Source organism: Catenuloplanes niger (assembly GCF_031458255.1).
Classification (GTDB): domain Bacteria; phylum Actinomycetota; class Actinomycetes; order Mycobacteriales; family Micromonosporaceae; genus Catenuloplanes; species Catenuloplanes niger.
On sequence record NZ_JAVDYC010000001.1, the window covers coordinates 5,138,793 to 5,162,621 of the forward strand.

Annotated in this window: 20 protein-coding genes; 13 read left to right on the forward strand and 7 right to left on the reverse strand. The window is 72.7% G+C overall.

The window, feature by feature from the left end:
- Positions 1-37 precede the first annotated feature (37 nt).
- Positions 38-463, reverse strand: a complete 426-nt coding sequence (locus tag J2S44_RS22840) for a hypothetical protein (protein WP_310417521.1) — start codon at positions 461-463, stop codon at positions 38-40.
- Between the two features lie 214 nt (positions 464-677).
- On the opposite strand from J2S44_RS22840, the gene J2S44_RS22845 reads away from it, so the two are divergent.
- Positions 678-1,418: a M50 family metallopeptidase gene (locus J2S44_RS22845; RefSeq protein ID WP_310417524.1), complete on the forward strand. Its 741-nt coding sequence runs from the start codon at positions 678-680 to the stop codon at positions 1,416-1,418.
- 88 nt (positions 1,419-1,506) lie between these two features.
- On the opposite strand, the gene J2S44_RS22850 is transcribed toward J2S44_RS22845, so the two are convergent.
- Positions 1,507-3,072 (reverse strand): acyl-CoA carboxylase subunit beta, encoded by a 1,566-nt coding sequence (locus tag J2S44_RS22850; protein WP_310417527.1) that lies wholly within the window; start codon positions 3,070-3,072, stop codon positions 1,507-1,509.
- Between the two features lie 130 nt (positions 3,073-3,202).
- Between J2S44_RS22850 and J2S44_RS22855 the strand changes: the two genes are divergently transcribed.
- The 3 genes from J2S44_RS22855 (at position 3,203) to J2S44_RS22865 (ending at position 9,122) form a co-directional block, all read left to right on the forward strand.
- Positions 3,203-7,267, forward strand: a complete 4,065-nt coding sequence (locus tag J2S44_RS22855) for a hypothetical protein (RefSeq protein WP_310417530.1) — start codon at positions 3,203-3,205, stop codon at positions 7,265-7,267.
- A gap of 317 nt (positions 7,268-7,584) precedes the next feature.
- Entirely contained in the window at positions 7,585-8,463 is an 879-nt protein-coding gene (locus tag J2S44_RS22860; RefSeq protein ID WP_310417533.1) for a biotin--[acetyl-CoA-carboxylase] ligase, read from the forward strand.
- A gap of 116 nt (positions 8,464-8,579) precedes the next feature.
- A complete protein-coding gene (locus J2S44_RS22865) occupies positions 8,580-9,122 on the forward strand; it encodes a PH domain-containing protein (protein WP_310417536.1) in 543 nt (180 codons plus the stop codon).
- Here the strand turns inward: J2S44_RS22865 and J2S44_RS22870 are convergent.
- The 4 genes from J2S44_RS22870 to J2S44_RS22885 all read right to left on the reverse strand — a co-directional run bounded on the left by J2S44_RS22870 (position 9,119) and on the right by J2S44_RS22885 (position 11,627).
- Positions 9,119-9,610: a MaoC/PaaZ C-terminal domain-containing protein gene (locus J2S44_RS22870; RefSeq protein WP_310417538.1), complete on the reverse strand. Its 492-nt coding sequence runs from the start codon at positions 9,608-9,610 to the stop codon at positions 9,119-9,121. The genes J2S44_RS22865 and J2S44_RS22870 overlap by 4 nt on opposite strands.
- Before the next feature lie 8 nt (positions 9,611-9,618).
- Positions 9,619-10,257, reverse strand: a complete 639-nt coding sequence (locus J2S44_RS22875) for a GtrA family protein (RefSeq protein ID WP_310417541.1) — start codon at positions 10,255-10,257, stop codon at positions 9,619-9,621.
- Positions 10,258-10,327: 70 nt separating this feature from the next.
- Positions 10,328-10,807 carry a GtrA family protein gene (locus J2S44_RS22880; protein WP_310417544.1) on the reverse strand — a complete coding sequence of 160 codons (480 nt, stop codon included), beginning with the start codon at positions 10,805-10,807 and terminating at the stop codon, positions 10,328-10,330.
- 13 nt (positions 10,808-10,820) lie between these two features.
- The gene (locus tag J2S44_RS22885) at positions 10,821-11,627 is read right to left on the reverse strand and encodes a sigma-70 family RNA polymerase sigma factor (protein ID WP_310417547.1); all 807 of its coding nucleotides are present in this window, start codon (positions 11,625-11,627) and stop codon (positions 10,821-10,823) included.
- 324 nt (positions 11,628-11,951) lie between these two features.
- Between J2S44_RS22885 and J2S44_RS22890 the strand changes: the two genes are divergently transcribed.
- Both J2S44_RS22890 and J2S44_RS22895 read left to right on the forward strand, forming a co-directional pair.
- Positions 11,952-13,745, forward strand: a complete 1,794-nt coding sequence (locus J2S44_RS22890; RefSeq protein ID WP_310417550.1) for a phosphoenolpyruvate carboxykinase (GTP) — start codon at positions 11,952-11,954, stop codon at positions 13,743-13,745.
- A gap of 336 nt (positions 13,746-14,081) precedes the next feature.
- Entirely contained in the window at positions 14,082-14,852 is a 771-nt protein-coding gene (locus tag J2S44_RS22895; RefSeq protein ID WP_310417553.1) for an isoprenyl transferase, read from the forward strand.
- An 848-nt stretch (positions 14,853-15,700) separates the two neighbouring features.
- Here J2S44_RS22895 and otsB read toward each other — a convergent pair.
- A complete protein-coding gene (gene otsB, locus J2S44_RS22900; protein ID WP_310417556.1) occupies positions 15,701-16,513 on the reverse strand; it encodes a trehalose-phosphatase in 813 nt (270 codons plus the stop codon).
- Between the two features lie 485 nt (positions 16,514-16,998).
- On the opposite strand from otsB, the gene phoH2 reads away from it, so the two are divergent.
- From phoH2 to J2S44_RS22935, 7 genes are all read left to right on the forward strand, one after another.
- Positions 16,999-18,270: an RNA 5'-3' helicase PhoH2 gene (phoH2, locus tag J2S44_RS22905; protein WP_310429865.1), complete on the forward strand. Its 1,272-nt coding sequence runs from the start codon at positions 16,999-17,001 to the stop codon at positions 18,268-18,270.
- 315 nt (positions 18,271-18,585) lie between these two features.
- Positions 18,586-19,317 carry an aggregation-promoting factor C-terminal-like domain-containing protein gene (locus tag J2S44_RS22910; protein ID WP_310417561.1) on the forward strand — a complete coding sequence of 244 codons (732 nt, stop codon included), beginning with the start codon at positions 18,586-18,588 and terminating at the stop codon, positions 19,315-19,317.
- A 109-nt stretch (positions 19,318-19,426) separates the two neighbouring features.
- On the forward strand, positions 19,427-20,254 hold the full coding sequence (locus J2S44_RS22915; protein ID WP_310417563.1) for a S1 family peptidase: 828 nt from the start codon (positions 19,427-19,429) through the stop codon (positions 20,252-20,254).
- A 67-nt stretch (positions 20,255-20,321) separates the two neighbouring features.
- Positions 20,322-20,954 (forward strand): rhomboid family intramembrane serine protease, encoded by a 633-nt coding sequence (locus J2S44_RS22920; RefSeq protein ID WP_310417566.1) that lies wholly within the window; start codon positions 20,322-20,324, stop codon positions 20,952-20,954.
- A 98-nt stretch (positions 20,955-21,052) separates the two neighbouring features.
- Positions 21,053-22,186, forward strand: coding sequence for a tryptophan synthase subunit beta (gene trpB, locus J2S44_RS22925; RefSeq protein ID WP_310417569.1), 1,134 nt, complete (start codon positions 21,053-21,055; stop codon positions 22,184-22,186).
- The gene (trpA, locus tag J2S44_RS22930; protein WP_310417572.1) at positions 22,183-22,917 is read left to right on the forward strand and encodes a tryptophan synthase subunit alpha; all 735 of its coding nucleotides are present in this window, start codon (positions 22,183-22,185) and stop codon (positions 22,915-22,917) included. Before trpB ends, trpA begins: the two co-directional genes overlap by 4 nt.
- 132 nt (positions 22,918-23,049) lie before the next feature.
- Positions 23,050-23,799, forward strand: coding sequence for a GntR family transcriptional regulator (locus J2S44_RS22935; RefSeq protein ID WP_310417575.1), 750 nt, complete (start codon positions 23,050-23,052; stop codon positions 23,797-23,799).
- Positions 23,800-23,829 lie beyond the last annotated feature (30 nt).

Below are 23,829 nucleotides of genomic sequence, written 5' to 3' on the forward strand. Positions count from 1 at the left end.
GCTGTCGCCGTTCGTCGTTCCCGGCGCTGTCCGCCGGTCAGAGCAGGTCGAGGTCCAGGTCGACGTCCAGGTCGATCTCGACGTCCAGGTCCAGGTCGATGTCGACGTCGTTCAGGACGCCGTCGTCGTCCCAGTCCCGGTCGCCGTTGTCGCCACCGTTGCCGTCGTTGCCGCTGTCACTGTCGCTGTCGTCGCTGGTGTCGTCCAGCGCGTCCGCGACCGCGTCGACGTTGTCCTCGCTGCACTCGTAGTCGTGCGCGGCCAGCCACTTGAGGATCAGCCACTTGAGCTTGGCCTCCGCCGCGTCCTCGTCGCCGGAGGACTGCGAGTAGCCGCCGTGCGAGTTCCCGTGACCGTGCGAGCCGTGCGCGGACGCGGCACCGGCGGTACCGAGCGCCATCCCGGTGAAGAGCACCGAGCCGGCAGCGAGCACGGCCAGACGGCGAAGCTTGGTGTTACGCATGATTGTCGTTCCCCCGTGGGTGTCGATTCGTGTGAGCCTCAGCGCGGCCGGGTGCGGTCCGGTGATGCTCGCCCTGGCCGACTATGCCGCCTGCGCCCGGATCGTTGCGGGAAACGAAGGACATTCGGCCGGTACGCGAGAACTCCGCACTTCCTTCCCAGGAGTCTCCGGCTTCCCAGGAGTCTCCGGGCATCCTGAGCTAGGCTCGCGAGCTGTGTCGATCGACAGCCTGACTGATCTGCGGGACCAGCTCCTCGGTGCGCAACCGGACCCGCCGTTCCTGCTCGTCCTCATCACGGCGCTGATCGCGCTGGCCGTGGTGTTCGTGCGCGTCACCTGGCGGGTGGGCCGCAACGCGATCACGATCGCGCACGAGGGCGGGCACGCGCTCGCCGCCGTGCTCACCGGTCGCCGGCTGACCGGCATCAAGCTGCACTCGGACACGTCCGGGCTGACTCTCTCGGCCGGCCGGCCGACCGGACCGGGCATGACGTTCACGCTGCTGGCCGGCTATGTGGCGCCGTCACTGATCGGTCTGCTCGGCGCGTGGCTGCTCGGCGGCAACCGGATCACGCTGCTGCTGTGGGTCACGGTGGCCGCGCTGCTGGCGATGCTGATCATGATCAGGAACGTCTACGGGATCGTCTCGATCCTGGTCACCGGCGCGATCGTGCTGGGCGTCTCCTGGTACGCCGAGCCGGAGGTGCAGGCCGCGTTCGCGTACACCGGCGTGTGGTTCCTGCTGATCGGCGGCGTCCGCCCGGTCTTCGAGCTGCAGTCGATGCGCAGCTGGGGCCGGATGCCGCAGTCGGACGCGGACCAGCTGGCCGGCATCACCCGGGTGCCGGCGATCTTCTGGGTCGGCGTGTTCCTGGCCGTGAACCTGGCCGCGCTGGTCGGCGGCGTGCTGCTGCTCGCCGGCACCTACCTGCCGGAGCTGCCGGCCCTCGGCTAGGCCGTCCGGCGCACCGTCGCCGCAAGCCCCGGCCGGACGCGGGGCGCCGGGTGTTTCGGCCGGGACGCGGCGATGCCCGAAGGACCTTCTACAGCGGGATGTTGCCGTGCTTCTTCGGCGGCAGCGTCTCCCGCTTCGTGCGCAGCGCACGCAGGCCGCGGATCAGGTGGGCGCGGGTCTCCGACGGCTTGATCACCGCGTCCACGTAGCCCCGCTCCGCCGCCGTGTACGGGTTCGCCAGCGTGTCCTCGTAGTCCGCGACCAGCTCCGCGCGCAGCGCCGCCGGATCGCCGGCCTCGGCCAGCTCGGAGCGGTAGAGGATGTTCACCGCGCCCTGCGCGCCCATCACCGCGATCTGCGCGGTCGGCCAGGCCAGGTTCAGGTCCGCGCCCAGATGCTTCGAGCCCATCACGTCGTAGGCGCCGCCGTACGCCTTCCGCGTGATCACGGTCAGCTTCGGCACGGTGGCCTCCGCGTACGCGTACAGCAGCTTTGCGCCGCGCCGGATGATCCCGTCCCACTCCTGGCCGGTGCCGGGCAGGAAACCGGGCACGTCCACCAGCGTCAGCACCGGGATGTTGAACGCGTCGCAGGTCCGCACGAACCGGGCCGCCTTCTCCGACGCCGCGATGTCCAGGCAGCCGGCCAGGTGCGTCGGCTGGTTCGCCACCACGCCCACCGGGCGGCCCTCGACCCGGCCGAACCCGACCACGATGTTCGGCGCGTAGAGCGGCTGCACCTCCAGGAAGTCGTCGACCAGCCGCTCGATCACGGCATGCATGTCGTACGGCTGATTCGCCGAGTCCGGGACGAGCGTGTCCAGCACGTCGTCCGGGGCCAGGTCCGCGTCCGCGTCGAAGACCGGCGGATCGTCCAGGTTGTTCGACGGCAGGTAGGAGAGCAGCGCCTTCACGTACTCGATCGCGTCCTCCTCGTCGGACGCGAGATAGTGCGCGTTGCCGCTGGTCGTGTTGTGCGTGCGCGCCCCGCCCAGCTCCTCCATGCCGACGTCCTCGCCGGTCACCGTCTTGATCACGTCCGGCCCGGTGATGAACATGTGCGACGTCCGGTCGACCATCACGGTGAAGTCGGTGACCGCGGGGGAGTAGACCGCCCCGCCCGCGCACGGGCCCATCACCAGCGAGATCTGCGGGATCACGCCGGACGCGCGCACGTTCCGGAAGAAGATCTCGCCGTACAGGCCGAGGCTGACCACGCCCTCCTGGATCCGCGCGCCACCGGAGTCGTTGATGCCGATCACCGGGCAGCCGGTCTTCATCGCCAGGTCCATCACCTTGACGATCTTCTCGCCGAACACCTCGCCCAGCGAACCGCCGAAGACCGTGAAGTCCTGCGCGAACACGCACACCTGCCGGCCGTCGATCGTGCCGTAGCCGGTGACCACGCCGTCCCCGTACGGCCGGTTGCGCTCCTGCCCGAAGTTCGTCGAACGGTGCCGGGCCAGCGCGTCCAGCTCGACGAAGGACCCCTCGTCGAGCAGCAGCGCGATGCGCTCCCGAGCCGTCCTCTTGCCGCGCGCGTGCTGCTTCTCGACCGCGCGTGCCGAGCCCGCGTGCACGGCCTCCTCGACGCGGCGATCCAGGTCGGCCAGCCGGCCCGCGGTGGTGTGCGGATTGACGTCGGTGTCGGTCACACCTCGGATCGTATGACCAATCCGGGCGGCGCGGGTTACCCGGATTCGCGCGGCTTCGCTCAATCGTTCGGGGGCGTACCGCCGACATTGCCCGTTTCGTTACACGTGGCGTGACGACAGGGACCCCGCGGTGACGTACTACGGCGTCGCCCTCATCGCCGGCGGCCTGGCCGCTCTCATCGCGCTCAGCCTCGCGTTGCGCGCGGCGTCCCGTGCCGCGGCCCGTCGCCGCGAAGGGTTCGACGAGTCGCTCAGCGACGACGAGCAGCGCATCGAGTCGGCCCGCCGTGCCGCGCACATCCCGGCGCGCGAACTGCCGCACCTCGCCGCCGCCGAGGCCGCGCGCCGCGCCAACACCCCGGCCCGCCGGTCCCGCGGCAAGGTCGTCCACCCCCGCGCCGAGCAGCGACGCCGGATCACCGCGCCGACCATCCTGATCCCGGTCGTCTCCGAGCTCACCCAGCTCCTCCCGGCGATCGGGCGCCGCCCGCACGGACGGCACACGGCCTCCCGGCCGCGCACCACCACACCCAGAGACCCGCGACGGTACGACGAGACGCCGTCGCCCGCGACCCCGGAGCCCCCGCTGACGAACGCCTCGGACTTCGAGCCCGCCACCGGTTCCGTCGACGGCCGCTGGGGCACGCGCACGGCACGCTCCTACCCGGACGCCGAGACGTACGGCCCCGGCTCGTACGCGGCCGCCGGATACGGCGACGGCACGCCCGGCCTGCGGCCGAGTGCCCCCGGAAACGACGCCCGGCCGGCGGTGTCCCGTCCGTCGCCGGGGCCGGCGGTCCCGGCCGGTTCCGGCGGGACGGGTGCCACTGGTACGCCGGCGGTGCCCGGGCCGGCGACCGGGGTGCGGCCCGGTGCGCCGCAGGGACGCAACGGTGACGACACGGTCGCGCGGCCGGTGCGCCCGCGGCCCGCGCCACGCCCGGCGCCGGACGCGGCGACGCTGTCCTACTGGCCGGACGCCGCGGGGACCGCGGACGCCGGCGAGGACTCCGGCGCGTTCGCGGCCGTCCGCCCGGTCTCCGGCGCGCACGACGCCGGCGCGGCGCGGTACGACACGTCGCGCGGGTACGAGCCGCCGGCCGGCTCCCGGGTGGCGGACGGCTACCGGACGACGGACGGTTACCAGGCGGCAGGCGGCTACCGGGCCGCGGATGGTTACGACGTGCCGGGCGGCTACGACGCCTCCGGTGGACCCGGTTCTTCGGGTGGGCACGGCGCTTCCGGTGATCACCGGGCGCCGGGGAACCGGGACGCGTCCGGTGGTTACCCGGTGCCCGGTGGCCGGCCGGTGCCGGGAGCCGGGCGGCCGGGCTGGCCGGCGGGCACGCCGGACCCGGCCTACGACACCGACGGATACGGCGAGGCACCCGGTCAGCGGGGCGGCGCGGCCGGTGAGCGATACGACGCCGCGGCCGCGAACGGCTACGGCGACGGGCGGGCGACCCCGGCCGACGCCACCGCGGACGCCGGGCGGCGCGACGCCACGGACCGGTTCGACGACTACGGTGCCACCGGGCCGGCGGACGACCACTATGGACCGGGCTACGGCGACCCGTACGGCCCGGTGCGGGCCGAGCGCGGCACGCCGGTCCGGGGCGGGGCCCACGACGGTGCGCGCGACGAGCGGGGCGGGGCGGCCGCCTACCGCCCGGCCACCGGCGCGGACGCCGGTCGTGGTGGCTACCCGGAGGGCACGCCCACCGGCACCGGGTACCGCGACGCGGGCGCGACCGGGGCGGGATATCGGGACGCGGGTGGCGGCACCGGCGCGGGCGGGGCGGCGTACCGGGACGTCACCGGTCCGGCCGGCTACGGCAACGGCACCGGTGGCGCGATCCCGGGCGACGACTACGCGGCCGTCCCGCGCGGCGACCGTGGCGCGGCCCGCGGCGCCGGCCCGAACGGCTTCGGTGCGAGTGGTGCCGCCCCGCGCGGCGGATACGACGACGGTGCTTCGCGTGGCGATCGTGGCGATCGTGGTGCGGGCTCGGGTCGCGGACCCGAGCCCGGCTTCGGTACCCGCGGTGCCGCGGACGGCTTCGGCGCGGCCGGCGAGTACCCGGCCGGCGAGTACTCAGGCGGTGAGTACCCAGGCGGTGAGTACCCAGGCGGCGAGTATGCGGCCGGAGACTCTCCGGCGGGCGGCGACGGCCGGCGGCACGGCGGCTACGGTGCCGGGTTCACGGACGCGGCGACCGTGGTGCGGGCGCCGGCCCTGCCGGTCGCCTGGGACGCGCCGGACCACCGGCCCGGTGGCGAGGAACGGCGGTCCGTGGGCGGGTTCGACGCCGCCGTGGACCGCAACGACTTCGCGGACAACGCCCGTCGCCGGCGCGCGGCCGGCACCGGGCTCCCCGCTCCCGGCCTCGACGCCGTCCCGGCCTGGGAGGCGAGCACCCAGCGAAACGAGCGGGCGCCGCGTGCGGCCGCCGCCGTCATGGACCCGCTGACGAGCGGCGAGCTGGCCGCCGCCCGCGAGCAGGCCGGTGGCCGCTCCCGGCGGGCCGGCCGGGACCTCGCACCGGACCGGGGCTTCCCGGCGCCCGGTCAGTTCACCGCGGCCGGCGAGCCGGCCGCACGCCGCGACGCGACCACGGGATGGGACTTCACGAACGCACGGGAGGTCACGCCGCTCACGCCGGCCACCCGCACCGGCGGCCGCGACCTGACCGCCGAACGGAACCCGGCGGTACGGGACCCGGCCACCAACCACGACGTCACCACGGCCGCTGGCATGGCGACCCGCGCTGACGTGGCCACGGCCGCTGACATGACCTCGCGCGCTGACATGACCTCGCGCGCCGACATGGCCACGCGCGCCGGTATGGCAACGGGGGCCGATATGGCCTCGCGCGCTGACATGGCCATGCGAGCCGACATGGCTACGCGGGCCGACATGACGTCGCGGGCCGATATGGCCTCGCGCGCCGACATGACCACGCGCGCCGACATGACCACGCGCGCTGACATGGCCGCGCGCGGGGAGGTGAGCACACGCGAGGAGATGAGCGCCCGCGGTGACGTGACCACCGGTGGCGACGTGATCGTGGGGCGGGACGCCCCCGCGGGCCGGGAGCTCGCGGCGGGCCGGGAGCCCGCCGTGGACCGGACCACGGCGGTGTTCGGTGACCTGGCCGCGGGCCGGGATCTGCCGGCCGGGCGCGGCTACCCGGACACCCGTGATCGGGCGGCCGGTGCGCCTCTGTGGACCGGTGCCGGTGCGCCGGCCGGCGACCGTGACCTGACCGGGCACCGGCCCGCCACGACCGGCGGCGCGGACGCGGCGTGGGGCCACGGGTCCGCTACGGCCGGCGGTGCGGACGCGGCGTGGGGCCACGGGGCTGCCTCGACGGCGCACCGCGCCCCGAACACCGGCCGGACGCCGACCGGCACCGGTACGCCGTGGAACGGCCCCGCCGACTGGCCCGGCTCGAACGGCTGGCCCGCGTCGGAGAACCGGTCCGGGGCCGACGGCTGGACGGCCGCGGAGGGCCGGACCGGCTCGGACGGGTGGGCCGCCTACGAGGGCCGCACCGGTTCGACCACGCGTCCGGGCGCCGTGAACCGGGACCTCACCGGCCGTGGCGCGGCGGCGGGCGAGAACCACGACCTCCCCGGCCGGGACGCGGCACCGGGCAGGAACCACGACCTCACCGGCCGTGGTGCGGTGCCGGGCGAGAACTACGACTTCGCCGGCCGTGGCGCGGCGCCGGGCCGGAACGCCGGCGTCCGCGGTCCGGTGCCCGGACAGGCCGGTGCCCGCGACGGCGAGCCGTACGCGGCGCGGCCCGAGGGCCGGGCGGACCAGCCCGGCGCCGCCGCTGCCGCGCAGCCGGGCACCGCCGGCCGGCGTCCGGCCGACGCGCAGTCCCCGGTCCGGCGGGCCGGTGTGTCCGCGCAGCCGGCAGGTGCCGTGGAGAGCACACCGAGCCGGGCCGGCCGCAAGGGCTTCGCGAACCTCGGTGATCTCGCCGAGCTGGCGCGGATCGCCGCGCTCGCCGAGCGCTCCGGATCCCGGGACAGCCGACCGCGCGACCTGCCCACGCGGCAGAGCGTCTCGCTGAGCCTGCCCCGGCCGGCCGCGGCCGCCGTCGCGGCGCAGCTGCCGGAGTCCGCGCCGAGCGCGCCTAGCCCTCGGTCGACGATCTACTCCAGCCGGCACGCGGCCGGCTGATCGCACCGCCGTCCGGGCGGCCGGCTGATCGCACCACCCCGTCCGGGCGGCCGACTGGTTGCACCGCCGTCCGGGCGGCCGACTGACCACACCACCGTTCGGGCGGCCGCCCAGCACGTCTGCCGGCCCGGCCCGGCACGTCTGCCGGCCCGGCCCGGCGCTCGGCGCGAGGCCGGGCCCGCGCCCGCCGCCGGGCTCGCCTGCCCGACCCGCCCGCCCACGGCGGCCCGGCAGGCCGGTGCCTCAATATTGAGCCCGGTAAGCAGAGCCGGGCGGGCGACCGGGCCGGGGTGGGCCGGGGGCCGTAGGCTGGGCGGATGTCGTTCGCCGCGGGCGGGAGCCCGTACTCGGATCTGGGCCGGCCGCCGCTGAACGAGCGGGCGCTGCGCCGGGCGCTGCTGACCCCGGGTGCGCTGTGGCGCCGGCTGGAGGTGCGGGCCGAGACCGGCTCGACGAACGCGGACGTGGCCGCCGCGGCCCGGGACGACGAGCCGGAGGGCCTGATCGTGGTGGCCGAGCGGCAGATTGCCGGGCGTGGGCGGCTCGGCCGCACCTGGGAGTCGCCGGCCCGCGCCGGACTGTCGCTGAGCGTGTTGCTGCGGCCGAACGTGCCGGACGAGGCGCGCGGCTGGGCGGCGGTGCCCACGGCGGCGTACGGCTGGCTGCCGTTGCTCGCCGGGGTGGCGCTGTGCGCGAGCGTGCACCGGGTGACCGGCCTGGACGCCTCGCTCAAGTGGCCGAACGATCTGCTGGTCCCGGTCGGCGACGGTGAGGGGAAGACGGCCGGGATCCTGGCCGAGGGCGTGTCCGGCGCGGTGGTGCTGGGCGTCGGGCTGAACGTGAGCCTGCGCGCGGACGAGCTGCCCGACCGGCCCACCGGTCCGCCGGCCACGTCGCTGGTGCTGGCCGGCGCGCCGGACGCGGACCGGGAGCCGTTGCTCAAGGCGTTCCTGCGGAGCCTGGCGGACTGGTACGCGCGCTGGCGGGAGGCCGGCGGCGACGCGGAGGCGAGCGGGCTGCGGCAGGCCTACCGGGAGAGCTGCGGCACGATCGGCAAGCGGGTGCGGGTGCTGCTGCCGGACGGGGCGGAGGTGTCCGGCTTCGTGACCGGTGTCGACGACGACGCGCGGCTGCTGGTCCGCACGCCCGCCGGTGACCGCCCGCTGGCCGCCGGTGACGTCGTGCATCTGCGCTGACCGCGGGCTCAGGTCCGTACCGGCGAACGGCTGGTTTTCGGATGATCGTGACCCTGCGTCGGACGTTTGGTACGCACGCGCTACCGTGCTGCGCAAATCCCCTAGAGGAGGATGCCGTGGCCTTTCCGGAGGACGTGCTCACCAGTGACGAGCACGTCGTGTTGCACCTTCACCCGCACTGGAAGGCGCTGATCGGGCCGGTGGCCGTCACCGTGCTCGCGGTCGCGGCCGTCGGCGCGAGTTTCCTGCTGCCCGAGGGCTGGCTGATCGGCCAGCTGGCGATCGTCGTGGTGGCGGTCGTGCTCGTGGGCTGGCTGGCGCTCTGGCCGTTCCTGGTCCGGCGGACCACGCACTACGTCTTCACGAACGAGCGGGTGCTGCTGCAGAAGGGCGTGCTCAACCGCGACCGGCGGGACATCCCGCTGTCCCGGGTGAACGACCACTCGATGACGCAGCGCTTCGTCGAGCGGCTGCTCGGCTCCGGCACGCTGACCATCGAGTCGGCCGGGGAGCGCGGCCAGTCCGTGCTGACCGACATCCCGCGCATCGAGCAGGTGCAGACCACGCTGTACGAGCTGGTCGAGGCGGACCGGGACAAGCACACGCTCGGCGACGACGAGCTGCGGGACGCGCTGAGGACGCAGGGGAACCCGGCCTAGCGGGCCGGTCTGCGCACGAACCAGCCACGGAACCGGAGGCGGAGCACGTCCTCCTCCGGGTATCCGGCGGCGTCGAGGCGGCTCATCGTCCCCTCGAGCGTGACGGTGCCGAGGCCGGGCCGCGCGTCGGACGGCCGGCGGCCGAGCACCTCCAGGCGGGTGCCGAGCCGGTCCCCGCCGCGGACCGGGGCGAGCCAGCGCAGCTCCTCGATGCCCGGTGAGGCGTCCGCGGCGGCGCGCTGGAGCAGATGCTCGACGTACGCGCGCATGAACAGGCTCGCGGTGAACCAGCCGCTCGCGATCAGGCCCCGGTACGGGCTGCGGGCGGCCAGGTCGCCGTCGACGTGGTACCACTGCGGGTCGAACCGCTCCGCGAACGTGATCATCTCGATCTCGTCGACGGCCGTCACCCCGAGGTCGAACACCAGCCCCGGGGTGAGGTCCTCGAAGAACACGTCCGCCGGCTCACCCGTGCCGGACCGGATCACGGTCCCGGTCAGGACGTCGGGTTCGGGACGGGGGTGTTGCTATCCGCGGTCCGCTGCTGAGGGGCGACCGCGGTGACGCCGTTTGGGCGGGCGTCCGCGCCCTCGTCGTCGTCCTGGTGGGTCGAGTGCTCGGCCAGTTCCGCGGTGAGGTCGAGGTCGGCCATCGCCTGCGGGTCGATGTCGTCGATGTGCAGGTGGTCGACCTGGCCGGCCGGGACCTTGCGGAACACGAACGTGCGGTACGACCAGAACCGGAACAGCGTGCCGAGGATCTGGCCGCCGAACTTGGCGATGTTGAGCGCCAGCAGTGTCTCCAGGCCGAGCCCGTACTTGAACGCGGCGAGCACACCGGACTCGATGCCGAGCGCGACCGCGTTGAAGAAGAAGAAGAGCACGTACTCACGGCGCATGCTCGACTTCGGGCGGTCACGGTACGTCCAGTGCCGGTTCATCAGGTACGACGTGAGGGTCGCGATGCCGGTCGCGACGACGTTCGCCTTCAGCTGCCCACCCTGCATCACGGTCAGGATGAGGATGTTGAAGATGGCGAAGTTGATTCCGAAGTTGACGCCGCCGACGATGCCGAACTTGGCCGCCTCGCGGATCAGCTTCTGCCACCGTTCCGGCAGCAGACGGAGAAGACGCATTCGGCCACCTTACGACAGGTTGTCGGGTGCGAGCGGGGGACCGGTCGGTAGCAAATTCATTGCGGTGTCCTTAGTCACGTTCCGTACTTTCCGCAGGTACGGGCGGTGGCGTCGTCGCTACGAAGACGAACGTCCGGTACGACCAGAACCGGACGAGTGTGCCGAGCGCCGTGCCCAGGAACTGCGCAGAGATGTAGTCGGCGGCCTCGGTCTGAAAAACCGGCCAGACCGAACCGAGCCCGTAATGGGTCAGCGCGAGTGTGCCGAGCGCCACACCAATTCCGACCAGGTTGAAGAAGAAGTAGAGCCCGTACTCGCGGGCGAGGCCGGACCGCTCCCGGTGTCGCCAGGTCCAGAAGCGGTTGCCGAAGAACGCGAGCGTGGCGGCGATCGACGCGGCGATCGCCTTGGCCGTGAGCGTCTCCATCCCGAGGCCCTGCAGACAGAACGCGTAGATCGCGAAGTCGACCACGAACGCGATGCCGCCCACCACGCCGAACTTGCCGATCTCCTGGACGAGGTGGCCGAAGCGTGCCCACAGCTTGTGCATCCGGCCAGGGTACTCAGGCGCGCGCGTGCCGCACGCGGACCCGGCATCGACCGCCGTTGACCTCGCTCAGCTCGCCCACCCGCAGCGCGCACTGCCGGCAGCGGGCGAGGTGGTGGCCCACCTTGGTGCGCTCCCGCGCGGAGAGCCGGGCGCGCAGGTAGCCGCCGAGCCGGTCGCTGGTCCACCGGCAGTCCGCGGACGCCGCGCCGGCCAGGTGCTCGCGCAGGTAGCCCTGGCGCAGCCCCTCCCGCGCGCGGTGGGCGAGCACCGCGGCCGCGTTGGGCGTGAGGCCGAGCAACGGTGCGACCTGGCTGGGCGTGGCGCCCTCCACCTCGGTGCGCCACAGCACCTCGCGCCAGCGGGCCGGCAGCTTGCGGAACGCGCGGGCCGCGTACGCCTGCTCCAGCGCGGCCAGCGTGGGGTCGGGGAACGGCTCGCTCACGTCGTACCGCGTCAGGTCGTCGGTGAACTGCAGCCGCCGGTCCCGGCGGACGCGGTGGTAGCAGACGTGCCGCAGCGTGGTGCTCAGGTAGGCGCGGAACGCGAGCTGCGGCCCCTGGCCGGCGCGCAGCTTCGCCAGCACCTTGGCGAACGTCTCGGCGACCAGGTCCTCGACGTCGGCCGGGTCGCGGACCAGCGTGCGGGCCAGCGCGCGGGCCGCGTCCGAATGACGTTCCCAGAGCGTGCCGTAGGCGTCCGGGTCGCCGGCGCGGACCGCGTCGAGCAGGGCCGCGTCCTCGACCGCGGAGTCCAGGGACTCCAGGCCCAGCGAGGGCTCCGCGGGTTTGGACGGTGAGTCGGAAGAGTGATCAGTGCCCATTGCTTGCCTCCTGGTGACGGGGTTGGGGAGGTACGCCTGGGATGTCGGTTGACTCCGAGCTTATGGCAAAAAGTCCGGATTGTGCAGACCCGGCCTCTCCCCGAAAGTTCTTGCGCGCAACTGCGCGCCCGGCCATAGAAACCACCGTGAAAGTGCAGCAGTACCGCTGTTTGTGCACTTGTTCACGGAAAACACGCGCTGAACTGAAACGTCATTCGCCTTACGCTGTGGAGAACTCCCGTGACGGACCCAGGCGTGCGCGAACGTGCTTACGCCCGGTCTCCGTACACGCGAACGGTCAACGTCGACCTAAGGAGATCAGTGATGTCAGCCCCCACCACCGACCACCGTGATCTGTTGACCTGGGTCCGCCAGGTCGCCGACCTCACCCAGCCCGACCGCGTCGTCTGGTGCGACGGGTCCGACGACGAGTACCGCCGGCTCACCGACGAGCTGGTCGGAACGGGCACGCTGGTCCGGCTCAACCCGGATCACCGTCCCGCGTCGTTCTGGGCGCGCACCGACCCGTCCGACGTGGCCCGGGTCGAGGAGCGCACGTTCATCTGCTCGGCCGACGAGGCCGACGCCGGCCCCACCAACAACTGGGTCGCGCCGGACGAGATGAAGCGCACGATGACGGAGCTGTACCGCGGCGCTATGCGTGGTCGTGCCATGTACGTGATCCCTTTTTGTATGGGTCCCTTGGACGCCGAGGATCCCAAATTCGGGGTCGAAATCACGGACAGCGCGTACGTCGTGGCCTCCATGCGCATCATGACGCGCATGGGCAGCGCGGTGCTGGCGGCGATGGGGTCGGACGCGCGGTACGTCCGGGCGCTGCACTCCGTCGGCGCGCCGATCGAGCCCGGCGACGCGGACGTGCCGTGGCCGTGCAGCCGGACGAAGTACATCTCGCACTTCCCGGAGAGCCGGGAGATCTGGTCGTACGGCTCCGGCTACGGCGGCAACTCGCTGCTCGGCAAGAAGTGCTACGCGCTGCGGATCGCCGGCGTGCTCGCCCGCGACGAGGGCTGGCTGGCCGAACACATGCTGATCATCAAGGTGACCTCGCCGGAGGGGCGGGTGCGGCACATCGCCGGCGCGTTCCCGTCCGCCTGCGGCAAGACCAACCTGGCCATGCTCGACCCGGTGCTGCCCGGCTGGAAGGTCGAGACGATCGGCGACGACATCGCCTGGATGCGCTTCGGGCCGGACGGCCGCCTCTACGCGATCAACCCGGAGTTCGGGCTGTTCGGCGTGGCACCCGGCACGGACTGGACGACGAACGCGAACGCGATGCGCACGCTCGCCCGCGGCAACGCGATCTTCACGAACGTCGCGCGCACCGACGACGGCGACGTCTGGTGGGAGGGCATGGGCGACCCGCCGGCGCACCTCACGTCCTGGACGGGCGAGTCCTGGACGCCGTCGTCCGGGACACCCTCGTCGCATCCGAACAGCCGGTTCTGCGTGCCCATCGGCCAGTGCCCGACACTGGCCGCGGAGTACGACGATCCGCACGGCGTGCCGATCGACGCGATCCTGTTCGGCGGGCGGCGCAAGACCACGGTGCCGCTGGTCGCGGAGGCGCGCGACTGGACGCACGGCGTCTACCTCGGTGCCACGCTCTCGTCCGAGACCACCGCGGCCGCGGCCGGCGAGGTCGGCGTGGTGCGCCGCGACCCGATGGCGATGCTGCCGTTCATCGGCTACCACGCCGGTGACTACGTCAACCACTGGCTCTCGCTGGGGAAGTCCGCCCCGGACGCGGCACTGCCGAAGATCTTCTACGTCAACTGGTTCCGCCGCGACGACGACGGCGGTTTCCTCTGGCCCGGCTTCGGGGAGAACATCCGGGTGCTCAAGTGGATCACCGAGCGCCTGGACGGGCGGGGTGCCGCCGTGGAGAGCCCGATCGGCCTGCTGCCACCGCCGTCCGCGATCGACGTCACCGGCCTGTCCCTCCCGCCGGGTGCGCTGGAGGCCGCACTCGCGGTCGACCCGGACGAGTGGCGCGCGGAACTCCCGCTGATCACCGAGTGGTTCGAGCGGTTCGGCGACAAGCTGCCGGCCGCGCTCTGGGCGGAACTGGACGCGCTCCGGGCCCGCCTGGGCTGAGCCGGCCCGTCCCGCGCGCCCGGCCTGGGCCGCGCGCCCGGCCTGGGCCGCGTGCCCGGCCTGGGCCGCGTGCCCGGCCTGGGCCGCGTGCCCGGCCTGGGTCGCGTGCCCGGCCTGGGTCGCGTGCCCGGCCTGGGTCGCGTGCTCGGCCGGTCCGGGCGCGGCTCGGCTGATCCGCCGTGCGGCCGGGGGACGTCCGACCACTCGGGCGTCCCCCATGTGGCCGGATTGTGACGTTTTTAGAGCCGCGCAAAGGCGGACGAAAGCCGCTAATCTCAGGAACCGGTGCCCGTCCGGCCCTGGCGTCACTTGCCACGATGGCTAGGCTGCGTGGTGATGAATCTGCGGGACCTTGTCTACAGCGCCTACGAGCGGCGGCTGACCAGCAAACTGGTCGGCAAGCCGGTGCCCAGGCACGTGGGCGTCATCGTCGACGGCAACCGCCGGTGGGCCAAGGAAATGGGTTTCATCGACCCGAACGACGGCCACCGCGTCGGCGCCGAGCGCATCAAGCACCTGCTCGACTGGTGCGACCAGGCCGGCATCGAGCACGTCACGCTCTACCTGCTGGCCACCGACAACCTGCGGCGCCCCGCCAAGGAACTCGACCCGCTGCTGCGCATCATCGAGGTTCTCGGCACCGAGCTCGCCGAGGACGGCAACCCCTGGCGCCTGCGCATGGTCGGCGCACTCGACCTGCTCCCGGCCGAGACCGCCACCACGCTCAAGGCCGCCCAGGAGAAGACCCGCACCCGCTCCGGCGGCGTCGAGGTCAACTTCGCGGTCGGCTACGGCGGCCGCCGCGAGATCGCCGACGCGGTCCGGTCCCTGCTCTCCGAGCACGCCCGCGCCGGCGGCACCATCGAGGAACTGGTCGAGGTCCTCGACGTCGACCACATCGCCGAACACCTCTACACCAAGGGCCAGCCCGACCCCGACCTGATCATCCGGACCAGCGGGGAGCAGCGCCTCTCCGGCTTCCTGCTCTGGCAGTCGGCCCAGTCCGAGTTCTACTTCTGCGACGCCAACTGGCCGGAGTTCCGCCGCACCGACTTCCTCCGCGCCCTCCGCGCCTACGGCGACCGCCAGCGCCGCTTCGGCGCCTGACGACCGAAGACCTGCCGGACCCGATTGCTTTTCCCGCTTCCGGCGGCTCGTCTTCCGCATGCTCCCGCGGGCACCGGTCGTCGCTGGCGCTCCTCCCTGCCGGTCCCGCCCCACAAGCCCGAACCCCCGCGCCCGGCCCGCGCCCGCGTCCGGCCCGCGCCCGCGCCCGCGCCCGCGTCCGGCCCGCGCCCGAACGAGCGGATTGCGATTCGCGATTCGCCGGTGATCCGCGCGCGGGCCGCGGGTGTCCGAAATTTCGGTATATAGCGTTTTGCGGCGTGACAGTGTGCGGGCCGCTGAAGGGGTCTCGCACCGGTCCGGGAACGCGGCGCGCTGTCGGGCCCGAGTGGTCAGTCAGTGCGGTAAGAAAGGTTCATTCGGGAAGCCGGCCACGTTTCCGCTGGGCTGATAGATCGCTCAGCCGCGAACGGTGGCATGGCACGGCGACAGCGATCGCGAGCCGAGCCGGATATGACGATATTTCCGACGCGTGGCGCCCGAGCCTGAGCTTTCGGCCGGCATTCCGTGGTGTCGTCCTGCTTGATGGGGGATGACGTGTGGCAAGTCGTTGCCATCCGAGCCGGATGACGACGATCCGCCACACGGCATCCACGAAGTCGGGAGTTCCACAAAGCCGGTCGCAGGCGGGAGGGACGCCGGTGTGCCGAGGCGCGGCCGGCTACGCCGGGGTGCGGCCGGCAGAAAGGCCGGCATGGCCCGGCCGGCGGAAAGGCCGGTGTGGCCGGACCGGCGGAAAGCCGGTGTGGCCGGACCGGCGGAAAGGCCCGGTGTGCGGCCGGGTTGGGGCACCGGCCTCTCGGGAACGGGAGGCCGGGGCGGCGTGCGGGTCAGGCGGCGTTGGCCTGGAGGATCTTGACGGCGTCGGCGAGGAACGCGCCGACCGCCACCGGGGACTCGATGGTGAAGTCGGCGGCGTCGGAGACTTCCTGGCCGGTCTCGTCGGAGCTGGCCACGGCCACGCAGACGCCGAGGAAGCCGGGCTCGACGGCAGTGCGGGCGCGGAGTGCGTCGAAGGCCTTGATGTCGGAGACGTCGTCGCCGAAGTACCACGCGCAGCCGACGGAGAGCACGGCCTCGCTGATCACGAAGCCCTTGTCGCGGTCGACCGGGGGCTTGAGCTCGATGACCTTGCGGCCGAGCTGGACCTTGAGGCCGCGGCGCTCGGCCTCGGCGTGTGCCCAGGCCTCGATCTCGGCGGCGTGCTCGGGGGTCTTGCGCCAGTGCAGCGCGACGGAGAGGCGCTTGAACTCGACGTAGGCCTTGTCGCCGAGGGTGGTGCGCGCGTCGGACGCGACCTCCTCGACGACCGGGACCCAGGGGAGCGCGGCCGGCTCGGTGACCGTCTCGCCCTTGCCGTGGCTGCGCTCCAGCCCGTACAGCCCGAAGAGGTCGACCTCGGACAGGGTGCCGAAGCGGGCGCGCAGGAAGTCGACCGGGCGCGCGGAGACGATGGCGACGCGGCGGACGAGGCGGGAGAGTGCGTCGAGCGCCTCGAGCACCTCGGGCACCGGCTCGGACGCGCCGGGGTCGTCGGTGATCGGCGACAGGACGCCGTCGAAGTCGAAGAAGAGGGCGCAGTCAGCCGCTCGGCTCGCGGTGGCCTGCCAGGCCTCGGTGGGGGTTACTCGGTTCGACGACACGCCGGTCAGCGTACCCGCAGATATCCGTCACGACCGAGTGAACAGGGGCTCATTCACTGCGCCGAAAATCAGTCTTGACAGTACGTGAATGTCTTCACTCATCGCTGGCCAGCACCTACAGGGCGGGAAAACGTAACCTTGTGCATCTGGTCGTAGTCGCATTGTGCAGTTAGCGTCTTACTCACGGCACGGGGTTTTCCCGAGCCGGCCGGCCCGGCCCGGACCTGCGACGGAGTGCGCCACGGGGCCCGCATCCGACCCCGTGACATGCAAGGGCCACCGGTGGAGGCGGATTGCGGGTGGGGTTCGGGTGCACGCCCGTTCGGAGCAGGCCTGTGACGATTCGTCCAACCACTTCTCGGGCCGATCACGACCCGACCGCCCTCCCCGTGACCGAGTCCGCAACCGACGCCAGCGAGCACCACGAGGCGGCGGGAAGCACGGACGGGGAGCCTCCTCAAGCCCGGTCCGTCCAGGTTTTCGTCCTGGACACGTCGGTGCTGCTGTCCGATCCCGCGGCCTTCCACCGCTTCGCGGAGCACGAGGTGGTTCTGCCCCTCGTCGTGATCACGGAGCTGGAGGGCAAGCGCAGCCATCCGGAACTGGGCTGGTTCGCGCGGCAGTCGCTGCGGCTCCTCGACGATCTGCGGGTCAAGTACGGGCGGCTGGACCAGCCCGTGCTCGCCAATGACGCCGGGGGCACGCTGCGCGTCGAGCTGAACCACTCGGACGACTCGATCCTGCCGCACGGCTTCCGGAACGAGTCGAACGACGCCCGCATCCTCTCCGTGGCGCTCAACTTCGCGGCCGAGGGCCGCGAGGTGACGCTGGTCTCCAAGGACATGCCGCTGCGGGTCAAGGCGGCGTCCGTCGGTCTGGTGGCGGACGAGTACCGCCACGGTCAGGCGATGGACGCGACCTGGACCGGCATGTCCGACCTGGAGCTCTCCGAGGGTGAGGTGCAGCGGCTCTACTCCGGTGAGGCGCTCGAGCTGGACGAGGTGGCGGGAAAGCCGGTGCACACCGGTCTTGTCGTGCACTCGCCGCGCGGCTCCGCGCTGGCGCGCGTGATGCACGACCGGACCGTGAAGCTGGTGCGTGGTGATCGGGAGGCGTTCGGGCTGCGCGGCCGGTCGGCCGAGCAGCGGATCGCGCTGGACCTGCTGCTGGACGAGTCGATCGGCATCGTGTCGCTGGGCGGCCGGGCCGGCACCGGCAAGTCGGCACTGGCACTCTGCGCGGGCCTGGAGGCCACCATGGAGCGGAACCGGCACAAGAAGGTGGTGGTCTTCCGCCCGCTCTACGCGGTCGGCGGGCAGGAGCTGGGATATCTGCCCGGGTCCGAGTCGGAGAAGATGTCGCCCTGGGCGCAGGCCGTCTTCGACACGCTCGGCGCGGTGGTGCACGAGAACGTGATGGAGGAGGTCCTGGCGCGCGGCATGCTCGAGGTGCTGCCGCTGACCCACATCCGTGGGCGGAGCCTGCACGACGCGTTCGTCATCGTGGACGAGGCGCAGTCGCTGGAGCGGAACGTGCTGTTGACCGTGCTGTCCCGGATCGGTCAGGGCTCGCGGGTGGTGCTCACCCACGACGTCGCGCAGCGTGACAATCTGCGAGTGGGTCGTCACGATGGGGTCACGGCCGTGATCGAGGCGCTGAAGGGTCACCCGATCTTCGCCCATGTGACGCTGACCCGATCGGAGCGGTCACCGATTGCTGAGGTGGTCACAGACCTGCTGGAGGATATCCCACGTTAGAGGGTCTAGATCAACTGGGATATGTCCGCATCTGAAGGCTTTCCAGGTGTGGCACATATCACAAATGTGCCTGAGGATTTCACTTAAGCCTTGCGCTGGGTGAGGGTGTTCGACGGGCGTCCGTCGAGACCCTCGCTGCCGGAGATCGTCTTCCGGCCCACCCGGACCGTTCGGATCCGGGTGGCAGCGGGGCCGGCTCTGTCGAGTCGGGGACGCTTGCGGCGTGGATCTGTCACGCTCCGTGGTTGGCCGTCGATGGCCGATCCGGGGTGGATCTTCGCGTCGCGTCCTTGCCCCCGACGAAGGGACCCCTTCGTGAGTCCGCTGTGGAGCCGTTACGGTGTCCGCTCGGCGTCCGTCGCCCTCCTGGTTTCCGGGGTCATCGGCGGCGTGTACCTGAGCCAGGACCGTGAGATTCAACAGCAGAGCGTCTCCGCGCAGGCCGAGTTCGAAGCCACGCTCGCGGAAGAGCAGTACGTCAAGGATCGGCACGCCGAGTACACCAAGGTGCACGCCAAGGAGGCCGAGTCCGAGCGGCTCGCCGCCGAGAAGGCCGCCGAGACCGCGAAGGCCGCCGCCAAGCGCGCCGCCGCCGCCGAGGAGTCCGCCAGCCGCAAGGCCGAGCGGGAGAAGGCGGCGAAGGAGGCCGCGGAGCGGAAGAAGGCCGAGGAGGAGGCCGCGGCGAACGAGGACGCCTCGGAACCCGCGGCGTTCGCCGGCCCGATCCCCGCGTCGTGCGGCGAGTACAGCGGCAACCGCGCCACCGGCTGCGCGATCATGCTGGACTCCGGCTTCGGCATCGACCAGTTCCCCTGCCTGGACAAGCTGTGGACGAAGGAGTCCGGCTGGAACCACCAGGCGCAGAACCCGAGCTCCGGTGCCTACGGCATCCCGCAGTCCCTGCCGGGAAGCAAGATGGCCTCGGCGGGCAGCGACTGGGAGTCCAACCCGGCCACCCAGATCAGCTGGGGCCTCGGCTACATCAAGGGCCGCTACGGCACGCCCTGTGAGGCCTGGGCGCACTCGCAGAGCGTCGGCTGGTACTAGAAAGAACGCCGGAAGGGGCGCGCGGGCGGTTCGCCGGCGCGCCCCTTCGTCGTCCCGTCTTGGCCGGATATGCGGCAGAGGGTGCATTTGCCCACTTATGCTGCCTGAGATGCGGCACAGCACAGGCAAGACCCTTCGCCGGTACGGATGGGAGCGCGCGCTCCGCGTACCCCTGCTGCTCGTTGCCCTGGTCCTGGCCCTGGCCGCGGCCCTGCCGGCACCGGCCGCGGCGGGGCGCCACGACCTGGAGGTGGTCGGCGGCGACGCGGCCCGCACCGGTCAGTTCCCGTGGGTCGTCCGGGTCTCCGCCGGGTGCGCCGGCACGCTGGTCGCGGCGCGGGTGGTGCTGACCGCCGCGCACTGTGCCGCCGGCCTGCCGGTCGACGGGATCGCGGTCACGGCCGACACGGTCGACCTGGACGACCGGCGGTCCCGCGAGGCCCGGGTGGTCCGCATGATCGTGGCGGCCGGCTACCGGCAGGTGACCGAGGGGGACGACTGGGCGCTGCTGCAGCTCGACCGCCGGCTGCCGCTGCCGACGATCCCGGTCAACGACGCGTCCGGGTACGACACCGGCCGGTTCACCGTGATCGGATGGGGCGCCACCGGCGAGGACCAGGCACAGCAGCGCAAACTGCGGTACGCCGAGGTGCCGCTGGTCGCGGACCACACCTGCGTGAGTGCGTACCGCGAGGCCGGTTACACGTACCGGCCGGACGAGATGCTCTGCGCCGGGTACGTCGCCGACGGCCGGCGCGACGCCTGCTACGGCGACTCGGGCGGGCCGCTGGTCCGGCGCGACGCCTACGGCACCTGGCGACAGGTCGGCGTGGTGAGCTGGGGGATCGGCTGTGCGCGACCGGGCCTGCCCGGCGTCTACACGCAGCTGTCCGCGCACGCCCGTGAGCTGCGTGCCGCCCTGGCCCGGCTGCGCTGACCGGCGTGATCTGTGACCTCGGCCGCCCGGCTGGCGAACCGTGCGACCGCCTGTAACTCTGTGAGTTGTGAGCAACTACGCGGACCAGGATGCCGTCGGCCGGTTCGGCACCGACGCGTTCTACGCCTCGATCGGCCGGGCGTTCGTGGCGATGTGCGCGGTCGTCCCGCTGCTCTTCGTCATCGAGGCGCTCGACGTGTTCCTGCGGCTCGGCCTGGACTACTCGCTGGGCATCCTGCCGTACCACGTGGAGGGCCTGGACGGCATCGTCTTCGCCCACTTCCTGCACGCGGACTGGGATCATCTCTACGGCAACAGCATCCCGCTGATCCTGCTCGGCACGTTCGTGCTGGCCGCGGGCGGTAAGCGGTTCATCTGGTCGACCGCGTTCATCATGGCGGTCTCCGGCGTCGGCGTCTGGTTCACCGGCAGCCCGGACACCGTGGTGGTCGGCGCCAGCGGCATCATCTTCGGCTACCTCGGGCTGCTGTTCACCCGCGGCATCGTGGAGCGCAGCTGGTGGAACCTCGGCGTGGTGCTGCTGATCGGCCTGCTCTACGGCTGGTCGCTGCTCGGCATCCTGCCCACCACCAGCACGGTCTCCTGGCAGGGGCACCTGTTCGGGCTGCTCGGCGGCGCGATCGCGGCCATCCTGTTCCGCCGGCGCCGCACCGTGCCGGCCGCCTACGACCTGGACTGATCCGCGGTCCGCACCCGGCCGGTCGCACCACAGTTCTAGAACTCTCGGGAAAGATGTGACACACTCGCCCGAGAGTTCTATAACTATGGGGGTGTGCGATGGGTGTGATGAGCGAGCCCGCCGAGCGCGGGCGGTTCGGTGAGTTCGGCGGGCGGTTCGTGCCGGAGAGCCTGATCCCGGCCTGTCAGGAGGTCGAGGCCGCGTTCCGCGACGCGTGGGCCGACGACCGCTTCCGCGCGGAGCTCGACGAACTGCTCACCGTCTACGCGGGGCGGCCGACCCCGGTCACGCCGGCTCGCCGCCTCTCCGCGGAGCTGGGCCTGACGCTGCTGCTCAAGCGCGAGGACCTGGCGCACACCGGCAGCCACAAGATCAACAATGTGCTCGGTCAGGCACTGCTCGCCCGCCGGATGGGCAAGCGGCGCCTGCTCGCCGAGACCGGCGCCGGCCAGCACGGCGTGGCCGCCGCCACCGCGGCCGCGCTGCTCGGGCTGGAGTGCGTGGTCTTCATGGGCGAGCGCGACATCGAGCGCCAGGCGCCGAACGTACGCCGCATGCGCATGCTCGGCGCCACGGTCGTGCCGGTCGGCAGCGGCAGCCGCACGCTCAAGGACGCCACGAACGAGGCCATGCGCCGGTGGGTCGCGGACACCGCGGAGGCGTACTACTGCATCGGCTCCGTGATGGGCCCGCACCCGTACCCGTGGATGGTCCGCGAGTTCCAGCGGGTGATCGGCGAGGAGGCGCGCGGCCAGGTCGACCGGGTGCCGGACGTGGTGGTCGCGTGCGTCGGCGGCGGGTCGAACGCGGCCGGCACGTTCGCCGGCTTCGCGGACACCGGTGCCCGGCTGGTCGGCGTGGAGGCGGCCGGTGGCGCGGCGATGACCGGCGGCTCGCCCGGCGTGCTGCACGGACACCGGTCGATGGTGCTGCAGGACGCGCACGGGCAGATCGCCGAGGCGTCGTCGGTCGCGGCCGGCCTGGACTATCCGGGGATCGGGCCGGAGCACGCACACCTGGGCGCGACCGGCCGGGCGACCTACGCGACCGCCGGTGACGACGAGGTGATCGAGGCGGTGCACCGGCTGGCCCGGACCGAGGGGATCATCCCGGCGCTGGAGTCCGCGCACGCGCTCGCCTGGATCGTCCGCAACGCGAGTGACCTGGCCGGACTCACCGTCCTGATGACGCTCTCCGGCCGTGGCGACAAGGACATGGAGATGTTCCAGTGATTTTTGCCGACGACAACGCCAAGAAGCTCGTGCCGTACGTGACCGGGGGCGTCACCGAGGACTGGGCCGACTGCCTGCGCGCGTACCGGGACAACGGCGCGGACGCGATCGAGATCGGGCTGCCGTTCTCCGACCCGATGCTGGACGGGCCGACCATCCAGGAGGCGTCGGACCGCGCGCTGGCCCGCGGCACCACCGTAGACGGAATCCTCGCCGAGGTCCGCGCGCTGCGGGCCGAGGTGCCGCTGATCGTGATGACCTACGCCAACCTGGCGCTCCGGCCCGGGTTCGCCGGGCGGCTCGCCGAGGCCGGGATCTCCGGCCTGATCGTGCCGGACGCGCCGCTCGACGAGGTGGCGCCGATCCGGGACGCGGCGAACGCGGCCGGGCTCGACCTGATCCCGCTGGTCGCGCCGTCCACCCGGCCGGACCGGCTGCGCGACATCGCGGCCGGCGCGCAGGGGTTCGTCTACGCCGTGTCGGTGCTGGGCACGACCGGCGAGCGGGACCGGCTCGACGCCGCGGCCGGCCCGCTGGCCACGGCAGTGCGGACGCTGACCGCGCTGCCGGTCCTGATCGGCTTCGGCGTCTCCGCGCCGGAACACGCGGCCGCGGCGGTCCGGGACGCGGACGGCGTGGTGGTCGCGTCCGCGCTGATGCGCCGCCTGCTGGACGGCGCGTCCCCGGCCGAGCTGGGCACGCAGATCGCCCGCTTCCGGGAAGCGATCTAGGCCCCGCAACGACGTGGCCGGCCGGGCTGTGATGTGGCCCGGGTGCCGCCCGGCCACGCGTCGGAAAGCCGTGCGCTCGCGCGTCGCGAAGCCGTGCGCTCGCGCGTCGATGCAGGGCCTAATGTCTGGTGGGTGGAGACGCGAGAGCGGCGCGAGCCGAAGTACCTGACGATCGCGGCCGACCTGGCCGCGAAGATCCGGGCGGGGGAGTACCCGCCCGGCTCCGCGCTCCCGCCGCAGCGCGAGCTGAGCGCGGCGTACGGCGTCACGCTCGCCACGCTGCGCGCCGCGCTGGCCCGGCTGGAGTCGGACGGGCTGCTCAGCCAGCAGGCCGGGCGCGGCACGTTCGTGGCCGAGCCGGCCGCGGCGTACCAGCTGGACTCGCTGCGCAGCCTCGCGGACGACCTGCGCGAGCAGGGTCACGTGGTCGGCACCGACCTGATCGGCATCGGCATGCGCAAGGCACCGGCCTGGGCCACCGACGCGCTCGGCCGGCCGGCCGGTGAGCGGATCACCCGGCTGGAGCGGGTCCGGCTGATCGCCGGCCGGCCCGCGCTGCACCAGGTGTCCTGGGTCCGGGCGCCGTACGGTGCCGCGCTGCTCGACGTCGACTTCGCGCGGACCTCGCTCTACCACGCACTCGCCGAGCAGGGCGTGGTCGTGCACCGGGCCCGCGAGCGGCTGCGCCCGGCGCTGCTGGACGACCCGGTCGCCACGCTGCTGCGCCAGCCGGCCGGCACCCCGGTGTTCCGCAGCGACCGGGTCACGTTCGGCCTGGACGACGAGCCGGTGGTGATGGACCGGGCGACGATCCTGGGCACGGTCATGGAGATCCGCGCCGAACGCGCCGCCTCCGGTCTCTCGCTGCGCTGGCACGCCTGACCGGTGCGGCCCGGGGCGCGTGGTGGCGCC